This window comes from Enterocloster citroniae (assembly GCF_040545455.1).
Classification (GTDB): Bacteria; Bacillota; Clostridia; order Lachnospirales; family Lachnospiraceae; genus Enterocloster; species Enterocloster citroniae.
In genome coordinates, this window is the sequence record NZ_JBEPLZ010000022.1 from 61,242 (window position 1) to 73,824 (window position 12,583).

Here is a 12,583-nt window from a genome sequence, read left to right on the forward strand (position 1 = left end):
CATAAAAACGGAGGCATCCATGTGCCTCCAAAATTATATATTTATACTTAGCAGATTACTCAAAACTTCTGACAGTTTATCACTACCTAATATTCTTTTTAATATAGCAGTAAACTGTTCTTCACTATCTACAGTGAATTCAGTTTCAACCCCCAATTCATTTGCTATTGATTGTTCCAATGTTATCCCTACAGGATACAATAACGCACCATAATATAAGAAACAAATCCTATATTTATACTTTGGCGTTCTTTCAGATGAAATAAAAAACTCATAAACAAAAGAGCCAGCATCCCCGCTCTCACCTAATTCATTCTGTGCATCAAAGCTTTCCATTGTTAGAGAAGAAGCAGCATTAGCCAGTAATGCTAGGTTTGACATCTTAGTATAACTTTTATAATCTCCTTCATAATCTGCCACTCTTGCTATAACTTTACCATTGGTGATTTCTGCTAATTTCTCGCACTGCTCTTGAACCAGGTCACGAGGTGTACTTTTCCTAGCGCTAACATTAATATCAATATTCCAAAAATTCTCCATTATATATCCTCCTTTAACGAAAAAAATATCGGCAAATGGTCACTAAATCTATCACTGTCTGGTATTCCACGCTTATTCAAGAGAGATAAGTCACCAATATGATTTACTATCTCTAATGATTCTCTAAGAAAATAGTTCACCATGTCATGGCTTAAGATAACCTGGTCATATATGTTCCAACAGAGATTCGACACACCTCCAGCATCATAATGATATGTTCCTCCAGTCAATCCCTCATCTCCCCATAAATTCCACATGGGATTATAGTAAATTGAATATTCTGTATCATATACTTTCCTTACCTTTTTATTAAGTACAAAATCTGCTCGTGGGTATGAATGCATCATATCAGCATTAAGCATCACTGGCTCAAATGGATTTGCATTAAAATCTCCTATAATAACGGCCTTTTCATGCATAACCACTTTTTCTGATTCAATAAGGTTAAATATCAATCTTCTTCCTATTAGTTCTCCGCTTTCACCATTTTTTCCATGCATTTTACTTGGAAAATGAACCCCAGCCAACAAAAATTGAGTTCTCAATGATTGTATGCTATATATAACAAAATAATTATTGTCTCTTATTACCTCGGATTTTAACCTAGAATCCATTATCATCTTTACTCTCGTATGTTGAAATGATGGCCCTATCTTAAAATCTCTATTTTTTATTGATATTCTATTACATAAAGCCTCCAAGTCATACTCATATTCTGCCAAAACAAAAATATCACATTTATATTCTACAATCATTGAGCATATACACTCGTCAATCATTCCTTTGACTTTTATATGATTTTTGAATTTTCCTGCATTAGCATTCCAAAACATAATATTTATCATTACTATGTTCCTTCTCCATTTGTTACCAGAATTATACCACATAAAGATTTTTTATTCTATATTATTAATCCATTATTCCTAATTCTTAACCTGTTCAGTTCCTCGATCATAGAATTGTGAACAATGCTATATCCTACTAGCCGTATTGCTCTGGGCGAATCCTGTCCCACCTCTATCATTCCTTTAGCTTCCAAGTGCATCAGATTTGTCGCCACTGATGATGTGGATTTTAGCCCCACAGCCTTTCCTATTTCTCGGATTGTGGGTGCATACATATGCTCCTGTGTGTAATCAAGGATGTATTGGTATATCTGTGTTTCTCGTTCTGTCAGTTTCATGATGATCCCCCTTTTCTTATGGTATTATAATTTATTGAGTTATATATGCATATGGTAATTTTATCCAACAATGATGGAGGAGGTCCCCGGCACCCTAAGTTTCAGGTGCCGGGGAAAAATGAAAAATGGATACACCAAAATAAGCAAAACGCAGCTACCAGGATATAATGCCCAGCAGCCGCGTTTTGTTTTGTAGGGGGAAAGGCCGCAGGCGCTTGCCTTTTGGCCTAATTATATTCTAATCCGAAATGAGCGAAATGAACGAAAAATCGTTATGCTATACCCATCTTTTTCAAATAGTAGTCCCTTATACAGATTCTTGGATAGTCTTCCCTATGGTCCCCTGTACATTTAAGTTTATCCGCTATCTGAAGCCAACTCATTCCATCCATGTAGAACATTCTAAATACACATCTTGTCTGTCCATCATCAATGCTATTTATCCACCGCTTTACCGCATCGACCTTGGCCTTTTTTTCATCCAACACTTTCTTTCTGTGCTCGTACAATGGCCAATCAAAACCCACAACACTTTGTGGTCTTGGAAAACCATCCCTGTAATCAAACACTGTGCTGTTATTAAAGCCATTGTCCCCCTTTTTCATGTTCTCCAATTCCAACTCCAATATCGGTATCTCTCGTTTTAGGTGCCGATAATTATTAAGCATATTTTTTGTAATCTTCAAATAGTGATCCCTCCTATACAGCCACGCGCTCCCTAACACTCCTAAGGGTATGTGGCGTTGACTGTGCATAATACTGTGATGTAACTGCCGGGCTGGCATGTCCCAGGACCTCCTGGATCGTCCCTATATCCACACCCTTGTTTTTGAGGTTCATCCCCAGGGTTTTCCTCATTTTATGTGGATACACCCTGCAGGTGAGACCGGCCCTTCTTCCTATGGCCTTCATTATGCTCCGGTATGAGCATGTGGTCATCTTCCCATAGGGTTTCCTGGTCCTGGTGAACATATATGGACTTTCATCTGTCCGTGTATCAAGATAAAGCCTATAATAATGTTTTGCATCGTCATCCAGATACAATGTCCGGTATTTCCCGCCCTTCTCTCCCTGAATCCAGATATCCCCTGTATCCAGATTGACTTGCTCCAGAGTAATCTCTGCAATCTCTCCCACTCGGGCGCCGGTACTGCGGAATACCTCGATGATAGCCCTCTCCCGCTCATTCTGGCAAGCATCCCTGATACGTATGATTTCCTCTGGCGAATAATAATCAATAGGCTTTAGGATTACCTTTTTCGGCTCCGTACTTTCCACCGGATTATCTGCAATGAACTTAGATTTCCTCATCCAGGTGTAGAAGGCTGACAGAAACCTACGTTCGTTATTGTATGTAGTAGTCTCCAGTTTCCCATGCAGTCCTTCGCGCCGCTCATACTGAGCCAGATACCACTCTATGTCTGTCTCGTCCACCTGGTCCAGAGACTTATTGTTTATGACCATAATGAGCCGCTTAATGGCTCCCAAGTATCCCTCAAGTGTCCCGCGTTTTAGGTTCCTCTTTTTAATCATAAAGAGCTGGATAAGGTACTTATTCCGCTCCGCAATACTATCCTGCCGCTCTGCCGGCAGCGTGGTAATCTCCTCCATGTTTACCCGGACAAGTTCCTGCTGCATCACTTGCTCCAACATTGACAGGATGGTTTGCTGCTGGATGTAATACGACATTGCTACCATAACATTATTGATAATCTCCGCTTTAACTGCCTGTGTACCCATATCATATCCTCCTCATTGATTTTTCCACCTGAGCAGGGTATAATATACTCAGGTAGTTACTATAGGAGCGGTGGGATCATCTTGGCGGGTGTCCACCGCTTGTTGTATTCGTACATATGTTCTCTGCTTTCGTTTTTATTTACCGGGGGGGATCCCCCGGCTCATATTGTGTATTATTTCTTTTGACTATCTTCTCCTTTTTCCCCTTGCGCCATTTTCACACAAGCCGGAAAAATAAACACCCACAAGCACCATGCGCTATGTGTAAAATACATACCCGCGCAAGCAGCCAGTGCAGTACTAAACCACATCAGTCCATATGCGAACCACATATGAAGCTCCTTTCCAAAATATCAGTTTTGTTGCGCAACGGTGCGCACTTATACACACCGCTATGCAACATTATCATCCAAGTACTTATCCAGGGCCTGTCGGATTACCCAGCTTATCGGCCTGTCTGTTTTCTGGCAGTAAGTAGTCAGCCGTTCCAATTGCTGCGGATCCATACTGACGTTCTGCCGCACATACTTTTCTCCGTCCTTCTTTGGTCGTGACATGCCTCTGCCTCCTTCCTATGCGCACCAGTACGCATAAGTATACACTTTTTAGTTAAGATCAGTTTAGCTAATTTACGTTTCGCTAAAAGGAATGATTAATGGTGATTCCTCACTAGCAAATGCCGCAATCACTTTACAATATATTTCTATTTCACTGTCTCCAAAAAACATATACCCACCAGGCGTTACATAACCCCTATATTTCTTTCCTTTAGCTGGACAATATCTATGTTCCCATTGTTTACATGATGGGTATTGTTCAAATAATTTTGTCTTCCCATCTGCATAAACAGCATCTTTGTAATACTCTATTTTTAATTCTTTGCTACAAAGCACCACCTGAGAAAGAATTTGTAATTGGTCTTTGATAGCAGGTTTTAATACCTTGTCTTTAAAAATTCTCGCTTTACATTTCGCATCAGACTTTTTCATCTCTGTTCCTTTCCTCCGGTTCTCTCAGAAACTTTAATTCTCTTTATGAAACTCTTTGATAATATCCAATGGAATATAATGCGTGCCAGCATCTCTTCCTGTCCTGATATAATACTTTAGGCACCCATCTTTAACGGTACAATCATCCACGATTTTCTGTTCTGTCTTTCCATCTCTATATTCAATGTTTAAATACATCTTCATCCTCCAAACTGCTATTATCTATTGATGAACCACAAATGCCGAACCTTCTTGCATTTTTCGCAGTAAAATTCATGAGCGGTCAAAGCAACACGAAATTTGGTTCCGTGAAATAATACAATTCGTTCTGCCATGCAAATGGATTCCGGGTAATGCGTTTTTATACACTTACTTTTTCGCACCCCTGTACCTCCTTTAAATGCTAATTCTCGTGCTTTCTAATTAGCTGTTCACATTCCTCCGCTGTTAATTTACACTGACAACATTGGCAATATTCTCCCGTTGCATCACATCCATAATCCTCATCATACTCATTCCCATTGCGAAATGGGATAACTATGACATAAGGGCAATTATAAAAATCCATATACTATTCCTCTCTCCAGAACTCACGGAAACTTTAAATTACATCAATGCCCACAGAACAACCATACTTATAACCCACAGTATTGTGATCACATTTAATGCTGTCTCGTCCCTAACTGGTGTCTTTAACCCTAAAGTAAAAACCATGACAGCCAATGCTAATGCCTGTGGGGTGCTGATATATTCTTTAATCATTTTCTTCCTCCCAATTCTAATTTTCCCCCTTAAATCCCTTACGTTCGCAATAAGCCTCCCATGTTTCTGTTCGGTAACATCCACTATACATGTACCGCTGCTGAAACTCCAACTGCGCCTTATTCGGCATAACTCCAAGCCGCTCATTGCGTTCCGCCTGAGCATATAAGTTGATTGCCTTATAGCCCTTTAATGCCTCCACTCTGTCCGCTGCGTCCTGAATATCAGCCGTAACCAAAATGTATATAAAAATCCGGTATGGCCTCACACCATACTTACCCAATAGCTCAATGGTGCGCCTGATTGGCTCGATCTGTACCTGTTGGTCGCAGGAAAAGCGAATGAACCTAATCCATTTCAGCCGCGCCAAAATGCTTGCAATCCGATCATCCACCAGCCGCGTATCCATCCCCTGGTTGAGATCAATCTGGTATATGCTCCCGATCAGGGATTCCAACTGTTCTATGCCGTATTCGCAAGCCAATATATTGTTATCCATCAATACCAGCTTGTCCGTGTCCTGTCTCACAACATCCTGCCAGCGCCGGTATGGCCTGATAGTTCCTTCTTTGTTAGGCACCACGCACCATCGGCAGTGATTGGGACAGCCGCGGGTCAGATACCCAATGGCATAATCGCAATCTGGATATATGGAGTAATCCGGGTACATGGAGTCAATTTCTGGTGGTAATGTCTGATCCATAGGTAGATCACGATATCCGGTCCCGCCCCGGATCGTATCATCTGGAAGATGAGGATTGTCCGGCGTGAAGTCAAATACCTTACTGCTGTATACACGGTCATAGTGCAGCACCGGCACCCACCACTCCACGGTATCTCTCTGCGCCTTATGCCAGGCTGATATTTTCATCAGCGCCAAATTAGGAAAATTCTTTCCATGCTTGAAATAATCTTTTTCCGCGTCATGTAATCCAACTATCATTTTTTTAAGGAGCCGGGATATCCCATCAACGGTGCGCACCGCTCCGGCCTCCTTTCTTAATCACTCAAATAGCGATTTTTCGTATAAAAAAACTACCAACCGAATGTTGATAGTTGGTAGTTCATCTTAATGACAATTTACTCTGTCTTACAGGTACTATATATTCACCTTGAAATTTTTCTATAAGCGACTCTACGATAATCTTTTCAGCTTCAGACGTCTTAGGACCCATTACTACTTCCGCTCCCTCAAGTGCATTCTCAGATAATTCCAAATAATATTCTTTATATGGTACATTCTTTGAATGTTTTATACTCTCAAATCCCTCTCCTTTTTCAATGCCCTCTGCACTAAATGGCGTAAATAAAATACGATATCTCCATTCAGATTGGAACTCCCAACACTCACGTTTATATTGTCCGATACCGGATATTTCAAATCTGTTATTTTTATCAAATAATATCTGGGGATAAATCATTTCTTCCTTATTTGAATAACTCATTTGAATTAACTCTGGAGCAGGCGGTATTACAAAGGCCCTATTCTCTCTTGCTATTTTATTCTCATCAATATATGACCTATAATTGTTTAAATTCCCTATCTCATCACCAATTTCATTATTATCTAATCTTATCCAAGAGCCTTTCATAGTTGCAGGATATTCCTTAAAAGGGTATCTCCTCATTTTCAAACGTACCCCCTTTGAATTAGGTGTATACATTTGCCACATAGGTATTGATTCCTCTTCCCTATCCGTCCAACAACTTACAACACACAATCTACCAATATCCTCAATATCTGATGCCTTACTTTCATCCGGATCATCAACAAAAGATAAGCAATTAAATCGTAATGTTCGCTTGCTCAAAATCAGAGCAAGTGTCTCAATGCTTGTATAATGATACAAAAAATCAGGTAATTTCATTTTATCCTCCAAAGGGTTTAATTGTTTTCATTATACGCTATACTCAACCAACTATCAATATTCAATTGTCAATGTACATTAACCTACTAAATCTGTGTCTTAGTGACCATGCTCTGATGTTCCGCCAGCAGCTCACCCACGGCCTTCGCAAATTCCCGCTTAAGAGTAGGCATGTTATCAATCAGCTCACCATTGGACACTTTCCGCTTAATCCCTGTCCGCTTCCTAAACTCCGACTCATAGTCATCCAGTCTCACACCATGTTTTTTCATTCTGGACTTTACTACGGTATATGTAGCACATCCAAAGTTGGTTTTGTCACCTCTGGCCTCAATGAGAGGCTGAATGATTTCCTGCCGTGTCTTACCCTGTTCCGCCTCCTGGGCCATCCGGCGCCGCTCCATCTCCTTACGGCTGTCCTCCTCCAGGTTAGAGAGGATAGGCTCAAACAATGATCGCAGTTTTTCATCTTCGGATATCACCTCCAGGCATGAGGCTTTCTCAGCCCCTGTAGCGTACTTATAATCCTTAATGGCCTGTTCCGATACAAAGCCATATACGTCACGCATTTTCCGATATATTCGGGTCAGAACATTGTTGAAATCGGAATACAGTTCCGGGTAGTCCTTAACCATCCTATCCACCCTGCGGCGTATCTCAATCTTCCAGGTATATGCTTCCGATATGGTTTCCTGTTTTCTGGGCTTATCATCATCCCTTTCCAGAAGCTTAATAATTTTCTCCTGATTGTTCTGTACTGCCCGGAACTTAGCTTCCATAACGGTTATCATATCCGCTCTCAGTTCCGCAAATTTTCGGTCTATGTAAGACCGATCTAAAAACAATGCACTCCTCTCATTTGGTTTCCCCATATCAATCATTTCCTCCTTGTAGCCATTCCTGCGTTTTCTGCATGGCAATGGCATCATAATCTGTATCACGCTGGTCAAAATTGTGGAATTTATTATTGTTTTGCTTTACAGGTATTTGGGATGGTCTTGCCCTGTCCTGCGCCCTTGACAGCCATCCGTTCAGGAACCGTTTTGCCCCGCTTCTGGTCTTTCGGTTCTTCGGATTGCTCTCACACCATCCCACAACCTTACGAATCTCCTGCATGACATCAATAGCCGGATAGAGCTTCTGGAACATGTCCACGTCATTCTCCGTCACATCATACATGGATTTATCATTTAGCATAAAGGATATTGCCACCGGGCTGCCTGGAGCGGATTTATCCGGCTCCGGGCAAAATGTATTATCATTATCCTTTACCTTTACCTTATCCTTTACCTTATCCTTTACCTTGGGTTCTGGTTTGATTTCGGTTTGGTTATTTGTAGGTTTACTTTTGGTTCCGGTTTGGTTATTGATAGGTTCCTGCGAGGTTTTAGGTCTGCCTCCTTTGGTTCCATTTAGGTATTTGCGGTTATTGGCATCAATCTGGGGTTTGGTGAGGAGGAATATCGTCCGTTCAATCCCACTTGTTTCCGGTTCCTTCTCATTCAGACCATACTCCATAATCGCAGTTACCGCAGCTTTGAACTGTTCTGGCGGGAGTTCCTTGACAGCTTCATAAAAACTCCTGTAAAATACTACGCTCTCCCTCATATCAACCACCATCCAGTTGTCTACCAGCATCCCACTCTCGATACAGGTTCATCCAGTCATCCAGACGCATTGTGACCAACCAGGAGCCACGATTGCGGCGGTGGAACACTGCGGGGTAGATTTCCTCGCTGAACGGTAATTTCTCCGCCTCCGTGTCATCTATAGCCTGTCTCATGGCATCCTCAAGGTTAAGGCGTTCTACCCTTTTGCATTCGATGTGTATGCCTGGAAGTCCCACCACATCCGCATCCCCGTTGGTGCCACAATACTGCTGGCCCCTACGGCAGTTGTATCCATGGTCCTTAAGGAGATTGGCAAGTTCCCGTTCACCACGCTTCCCTTTTTCACGCTGTGCTTTCCCCATCTACATGCCTCCCATCCCGAACATACTTATCTGGCCTGGGATACCCTTGCTCCTTACCCCGTTCACGAACCGCCTAGCGCCCTTTGTAGCTGCCTTCATGGACTGTATCCTCCTGTCCTGCCTTGCAATCCAGGCAGCGGCTTCACGGCGGCCCTGGAGCGTTGAGTCAGGTATGTAATATCCGTCACCATTGTCCAGGTTAATGATAACCTTACTGTATCGCATGGCCTCTATCGCCTCACGGATACGTCTATCCTTATATCCAGTGATCCGGCTGAGTTCCGCCCTGCTTATGGCATTCTGTTTTCCTACGCCCAGGGCATTGTACACAGCGCATTGGATAACATCAGAATTTTTTGTGTATCTCAATTCAATCCCTCCTTTCGGGCCGGGTAAAGGAGGTCTGATAGGTCCCGGCCCAGGGTCAGAAAGTTATCGTGACATATCGCAATCTGACCAAGTGTTGTTGTTCTATGTATCATCCCTAAGGGGATTTGATACCTTGCTATAAGTAACTCTTTCCAAATTCCTGCCTGAAATCTTCGCGGCTGCCGTAATGCTCCTCGTAGTACTCCTGGGCCATCCGCTTAAGCTTATTGTCTATCTGCTTATTCTCTGCCGTTGCCTGGAATTTGGCACCGTTTGGATGCAGGTCATACCGGAGTGGGATTATGAACCCCCTATTTTCCGATTTCGGTCCATATCCCTGCCTACCCTCAAATATATGATGGCGCTCCACATACGGGCTACCTGTGAAATAGCAATGGTCCATGTCATCAGTAAAAACACTCCACAACTTTTTAGCCATCCTGCGCCTTCTTCCTGCGATGCTGCTCATACAACTGCATCATCCGCTCTATCTCTTTTGGAGGAAGGGTCTCAATCCCCAGCTCCTGGCACTCCGATACCAATCCATCAATTAGCTTACTCATTTCGGATGTGTCGTAAGTGCTGGAACCGCGCAGCATGATGTATGTACGGAATCGTGAGCCATCAGAAGCAACCTTTACCTCCGTGGTCGGCTTGATATGGTAGGTCTCAGCCTCCAGTGACCGGTCCGCCCCCTTATCATCGTCCGGCACCACAACATATATCAGATGACCGTCCATCTCTTCCAACTGACCATATCTGCGGAGCATAAGGTTATGCGCCCGGTTCTTGGATATCCCGGATGCCTCCGCTAATTTGGTCAGCAACTGCCAGTAATATGCATTGGCATCCAGGCTACGCTTCTTCCGGTATTGCTTGGCTACTATGTTAAGCAGTTTGCCACGTATACCTTCCAGTTGTCCCGTTATGTCCTGGTCCATCTCAAAGGTCAGCAGGAATTTGCCTGTTTCCCAGTTACGTGCGATATCCTTTAGGGTTCCCTTGCTCTCCATCAATCATCACCTCTTTGGGTCATTCCAGGGCAATCCGCCATCCTGTATATCATCTGGTGGAGATGTATTCGTATCTGACGGTTTATCAGGAGTATTTTTGAACCGCTTCATACAATCTTCATATTGTGATACATCCATACTGCTGAATTTGTCAGCATTATACATTTGACAGATGATTTTCCAATGCTTTCCCGTCCGTTGACACTCTGCTATCAGATCATTAACCTGTGACTCATTCAGTTTTTTGGATTGTTTCTTTTCACCACTCCGTTTATCTTCTTTCCCTGGAATATCCTCCTGGGCGGTGTCTGCATCTTTCGTGTCATCAATACAGAATAGTCCATTTAGGGCATACTTCCTGGCATAGCTACTGCTGCTCCCTGTAATCTGGGATGCGTCCATACCTTTCTTATCAAGTTCCTCCCTGGCATATGAAGTATTTTCCACCGCCTCGCCTGATTCACAGTCCACAAACCTGGCTGTGGCCTTTATGTAATACCGGTCACCAACCATGACTAACTCATCCCCAACAACAAGCACCGCTTTAACTTCCTGCATAATAGGTTTGGCTGCCTCTTGTATATCCTCACAGTTCCTGTAATAATAATTGCCAAATTTATTGTACTGGCTCTTTGGTGCCTTTAGGATGGACTGGACATGTTGTAGCTTTTCATATACGTTCATGTCATCAGACATCCTTCCTCTCAAAATACAATCCCAAACTTGTCATAGCCATCTCTACCTCCTGCAGTTCGGCATCCGTACCCACTACCGTATATACTGCGGTATGGGAATTTGGGGCCGTAAGCGGTGCGGCATTCTCCTCATCCACGGACTTGATTTCTGCCCTCACAGCTTCCTCTGCATCCTTACGGATACGTTCCTCATGAGCCATGCGCTGGCGCTCATCCTTCCGGACACGTTCCATCTCTTCCTGGTGCCTGCGTTCCTCTTCCTGATGCCTGCGTTCCTCTTCCTTCCGCAGTATCTCAGCCTTCTGGGCTTCGTACCGGTTGATATATGCAAGCGCATCTGGAAGGCTCAAAGTGGCCTGGAACTTCCGCAGGGCATCCGGTACCGCATCGGACTGCATGGCCTCAATGGCTGCCTTCCCGGCCCGGGTATTGGCAATGGTCTCCGACATGGACTTACGGATGGATTTGATGGAGGTACTGGCGTTGCCCCACTTGTCCTCCTGCAGACGGTAGAGCGGAAGGAAGTCCGCCATATCACCAATTTCTTCTGTATATATCTGTTCTATCTCTGTCTGACGTTCCTTAAGCCGCTTTGCCTCAAACTCCTCTACCTGTCCGTTGATATGGTTGATTGGCTTGTCCACCAGGGCAGCCACCTGCTTCACCCGGGCTTCAAACTGGTTATATGGTTCCATCCACTGAGCCTTGACTTCCTTACGGCTATCCTCGATGCTTTTCTTAAGCTTGCGCAGTTCCGCCACCTTCTTCTTGGCATCCGTTTTAGTATCTTCCGTGAAGATAATCCCATCATACTGGCACATATCAGCCGCCAGTTGCTTCTCAATCTCATCAAAGTTGGTCTTAATCAGGCCTGCTACCGGCCTCACCTGTAACATAATATTTTCCATCATATCTCCATACCTCCATCAAAATTCATTTCATATTGCCACCCATCTGCCAGATGGATGGATTCTTGTGCCATCTGTCTTTTTTTCATATGTTCCATTTCATCCTGTTGACACTTGTCACACTGGTCCCCCTCTCCCGGGTCCAGGTAACATCCACAGGTATCACAGCGGTATGGATGCCTCATCACCGACCTCCTTCTGTGCCCTCTTTTTTATCCCCAGGATGCCGAATGCAACATCATAATCTACGTACTTCGCGGAGCTGACATATTCCTGTGCTGCTTTGATTCTTTCTGCCGCCATCTGACCTTGAATGAACAGGTCCATAGGCACATTGTTCATTTGGATATTAGATAGATTTGCCATCTTTACAATCCCCTTCCACCTGTGCTATATTATTGATAGTGTTAATTTTCATCTGGCCGACCGGAGTTCGCACCTCCCTCGGCCTTTTTCTTGCTTTTCCGTTTCCCCAGCCGAAGGGATTAATCCCCAGGGCTGCCGCCGCACGGTTTGTTCCGTTCTTTCGTCTGCTCACCATAAT

General features: G+C 43.5%; 21 protein-coding genes. All 21 read right to left on the reverse strand.

Features of this window, described 5'->3' with window-relative positions:
* Window positions 1-33: 33 nt before the first annotated feature.
* Window positions 34-540, reverse strand: a complete 507-nt coding sequence (locus ABID13_RS22050; protein ID WP_048929311.1) for a hypothetical protein — start codon at window positions 538-540, stop codon at window positions 34-36.
* A complete protein-coding gene (locus ABID13_RS22055; RefSeq protein WP_048929312.1) occupies window positions 540-1,385 on the reverse strand; it encodes an endonuclease/exonuclease/phosphatase family protein in 846 nt (281 codons plus the stop codon). Before ABID13_RS22055 ends, ABID13_RS22050 begins: the two co-directional genes overlap by 1 nt.
* Before the next feature lie 56 nt (window positions 1,386-1,441).
* Window positions 1,442-1,723, reverse strand: a complete 282-nt coding sequence (locus ABID13_RS22060; protein WP_048929313.1) for a LexA family protein — start codon at window positions 1,721-1,723, stop codon at window positions 1,442-1,444.
* Window positions 1,724-1,995: 272 nt separating this feature from the next.
* Window positions 1,996-2,409, reverse strand: coding sequence for a DUF1492 domain-containing protein (locus ABID13_RS22065; protein ID WP_227162290.1), 414 nt, complete (start codon window positions 2,407-2,409; stop codon window positions 1,996-1,998).
* A gap of 13 nt (window positions 2,410-2,422) precedes the next feature.
* A complete protein-coding gene (locus tag ABID13_RS22070; RefSeq protein ID WP_048929314.1) occupies window positions 2,423-3,463 on the reverse strand; it encodes a tyrosine-type recombinase/integrase in 1,041 nt (346 codons plus the stop codon).
* 392 nt (window positions 3,464-3,855) lie between these two features.
* Window positions 3,856-4,020: a ribbon-helix-helix domain-containing protein gene (locus ABID13_RS22075; RefSeq protein WP_082173801.1), complete on the reverse strand. Its 165-nt coding sequence runs from the start codon at window positions 4,018-4,020 to the stop codon at window positions 3,856-3,858.
* Window positions 4,021-4,092: 72 nt separating this feature from the next.
* Window positions 4,093-4,452, reverse strand: coding sequence for a hypothetical protein (locus tag ABID13_RS22080; RefSeq protein ID WP_048929315.1), 360 nt, complete (start codon window positions 4,450-4,452; stop codon window positions 4,093-4,095).
* 606 nt (window positions 4,453-5,058) lie between these two features.
* Complete coding sequence (locus tag ABID13_RS22085) at window positions 5,059-5,214, reverse strand: hypothetical protein (protein WP_156200020.1); 156 nt, start codon at window positions 5,212-5,214, stop codon at window positions 5,059-5,061.
* Window positions 5,215-5,230: 16 nt separating this feature from the next.
* The gene (locus ABID13_RS22090) at window positions 5,231-6,196 is read right to left on the reverse strand and encodes a radical SAM protein (protein ID WP_048929316.1); all 966 of its coding nucleotides are present in this window, start codon (window positions 6,194-6,196) and stop codon (window positions 5,231-5,233) included.
* An 82-nt stretch (window positions 6,197-6,278) separates the two neighbouring features.
* Window positions 6,279-7,082, reverse strand: coding sequence for a DUF2971 domain-containing protein (locus ABID13_RS22095; RefSeq protein WP_048929317.1), 804 nt, complete (start codon window positions 7,080-7,082; stop codon window positions 6,279-6,281).
* An 86-nt stretch (window positions 7,083-7,168) separates the two neighbouring features.
* Complete coding sequence (locus ABID13_RS22100) at window positions 7,169-7,954, reverse strand: hypothetical protein (protein ID WP_048929318.1); 786 nt, start codon at window positions 7,952-7,954, stop codon at window positions 7,169-7,171.
* Window position 7,955: 1 nt separating this feature from the next.
* A complete protein-coding gene (locus tag ABID13_RS22105; RefSeq protein WP_197092165.1) occupies window positions 7,956-8,720 on the reverse strand; it encodes a DUF6291 domain-containing protein in 765 nt (254 codons plus the stop codon).
* On the reverse strand, window positions 8,692-9,054 hold the full coding sequence (locus tag ABID13_RS22110) for a PDDEXK family nuclease (RefSeq protein WP_048929320.1): 363 nt from the start codon (window positions 9,052-9,054) through the stop codon (window positions 8,692-8,694). The genes ABID13_RS22105 and ABID13_RS22110 overlap by 29 nt, the downstream gene beginning before the upstream one ends.
* Entirely contained in the window at window positions 9,055-9,423 is a 369-nt protein-coding gene (locus ABID13_RS22115; protein ID WP_045093871.1) for a hypothetical protein, read from the reverse strand.
* Between the two features lie 136 nt (window positions 9,424-9,559).
* The gene (locus ABID13_RS22120) at window positions 9,560-9,862 is read right to left on the reverse strand and encodes a hypothetical protein (RefSeq protein WP_045094050.1); all 303 of its coding nucleotides are present in this window, start codon (window positions 9,860-9,862) and stop codon (window positions 9,560-9,562) included.
* The gene (locus ABID13_RS22125; RefSeq protein ID WP_156200022.1) at window positions 9,855-10,439 is read right to left on the reverse strand and encodes a hypothetical protein; all 585 of its coding nucleotides are present in this window, start codon (window positions 10,437-10,439) and stop codon (window positions 9,855-9,857) included. Before ABID13_RS22125 ends, ABID13_RS22120 begins: the two co-directional genes overlap by 8 nt.
* 3 nt (window positions 10,440-10,442) lie before the next feature.
* Window positions 10,443-11,120, reverse strand: coding sequence for an ERF family protein (locus ABID13_RS22130; protein ID WP_048929600.1), 678 nt, complete (start codon window positions 11,118-11,120; stop codon window positions 10,443-10,445).
* Between the two features lie 4 nt (window positions 11,121-11,124).
* Entirely contained in the window at window positions 11,125-12,042 is a 918-nt protein-coding gene (locus ABID13_RS22135) for a DUF1351 domain-containing protein (RefSeq protein WP_048929322.1), read from the reverse strand.
* A complete protein-coding gene (locus ABID13_RS22140; RefSeq protein ID WP_048929323.1) occupies window positions 12,039-12,224 on the reverse strand; it encodes a hypothetical protein in 186 nt (61 codons plus the stop codon). The genes ABID13_RS22135 and ABID13_RS22140 overlap by 4 nt, the downstream gene beginning before the upstream one ends.
* Window positions 12,202-12,405 (reverse strand): hypothetical protein, encoded by a 204-nt coding sequence (locus tag ABID13_RS22145; protein WP_156200025.1) that lies wholly within the window; start codon window positions 12,403-12,405, stop codon window positions 12,202-12,204. Before ABID13_RS22145 ends, ABID13_RS22140 begins: the two co-directional genes overlap by 23 nt.
* Window positions 12,389-12,580, reverse strand: a complete 192-nt coding sequence (locus ABID13_RS22150; RefSeq protein ID WP_156200027.1) for a hypothetical protein — start codon at window positions 12,578-12,580, stop codon at window positions 12,389-12,391. The genes ABID13_RS22145 and ABID13_RS22150 overlap by 17 nt, the downstream gene beginning before the upstream one ends.
* Between the last annotated feature and the right edge of the window lie 3 nt (window positions 12,581-12,583).

Coding starts and splice junctions, on each gene's coding strand:
- ABID13_RS22050 (WP_048929311.1), bottom strand. CDS start 540: ATGGAGAATTTTTGGAATATTGATATTAATGTTAGCGCTAGGAAAAGT.
- ABID13_RS22055 (WP_048929312.1), bottom strand. CDS start 1,385: ATGATAAATATTATGTTTTGGAATGCTAATGCAGGAAAATTCAAAAAT.
- ABID13_RS22060 (WP_048929313.1), bottom strand. CDS start 1,723: ATGAAACTGACAGAACGAGAAACACAGATATACCAATACATCCTTGAT.
- ABID13_RS22070 (WP_048929314.1), bottom strand. CDS start 3,463: ATGGGTACACAGGCAGTTAAAGCGGAGATTATCAATAATGTTATGGTA.
- ABID13_RS22075 (WP_082173801.1), bottom strand. CDS start 4,020: ATGTCACGACCAAAGAAGGACGGAGAAAAGTATGTGCGGCAGAACGTC.
- ABID13_RS22080 (WP_048929315.1), bottom strand. CDS start 4,452: ATGAAAAAGTCTGATGCGAAATGTAAAGCGAGAATTTTTAAAGACAAG.
- ABID13_RS22085 (WP_156200020.1), bottom strand. CDS start 5,214: ATGATTAAAGAATATATCAGCACCCCACAGGCATTAGCATTGGCTGTC.
- ABID13_RS22095 (WP_048929317.1), bottom strand. CDS start 7,082: ATGAAATTACCTGATTTTTTGTATCATTATACAAGCATTGAGACACTT.
- ABID13_RS22100 (WP_048929318.1), bottom strand. CDS start 7,954: ATGGGGAAACCAAATGAGAGGAGTGCATTGTTTTTAGATCGGTCTTAC.
- ABID13_RS22105 (WP_197092165.1), bottom strand. CDS start 8,720: ATGCTGGTAGACAACTGGATGGTGGTTGATATGAGGGAGAGCGTAGTA.
- ABID13_RS22110 (WP_048929320.1), bottom strand. CDS start 9,054: ATGGGGAAAGCACAGCGTGAAAAAGGGAAGCGTGGTGAACGGGAACTT.
- ABID13_RS22120 (WP_045094050.1), bottom strand. CDS start 9,862: ATGGCTAAAAAGTTGTGGAGTGTTTTTACTGATGACATGGACCATTGC.
- ABID13_RS22130 (WP_048929600.1), bottom strand. CDS start 11,120: ATGAACGTATATGAAAAGCTACAACATGTCCAGTCCATCCTAAAGGCA.
- ABID13_RS22135 (WP_048929322.1), bottom strand. CDS start 12,042: ATGATGGAAAATATTATGTTACAGGTGAGGCCGGTAGCAGGCCTGATT.
- ABID13_RS22140 (WP_048929323.1), bottom strand. CDS start 12,224: ATGAGGCATCCATACCGCTGTGATACCTGTGGATGTTACCTGGACCCG.
- ABID13_RS22145 (WP_156200025.1), bottom strand. CDS start 12,405: ATGGCAAATCTATCTAATATCCAAATGAACAATGTGCCTATGGACCTG.
- ABID13_RS22150 (WP_156200027.1), bottom strand. CDS start 12,580: ATGGTGAGCAGACGAAAGAACGGAACAAACCGTGCGGCGGCAGCCCTG.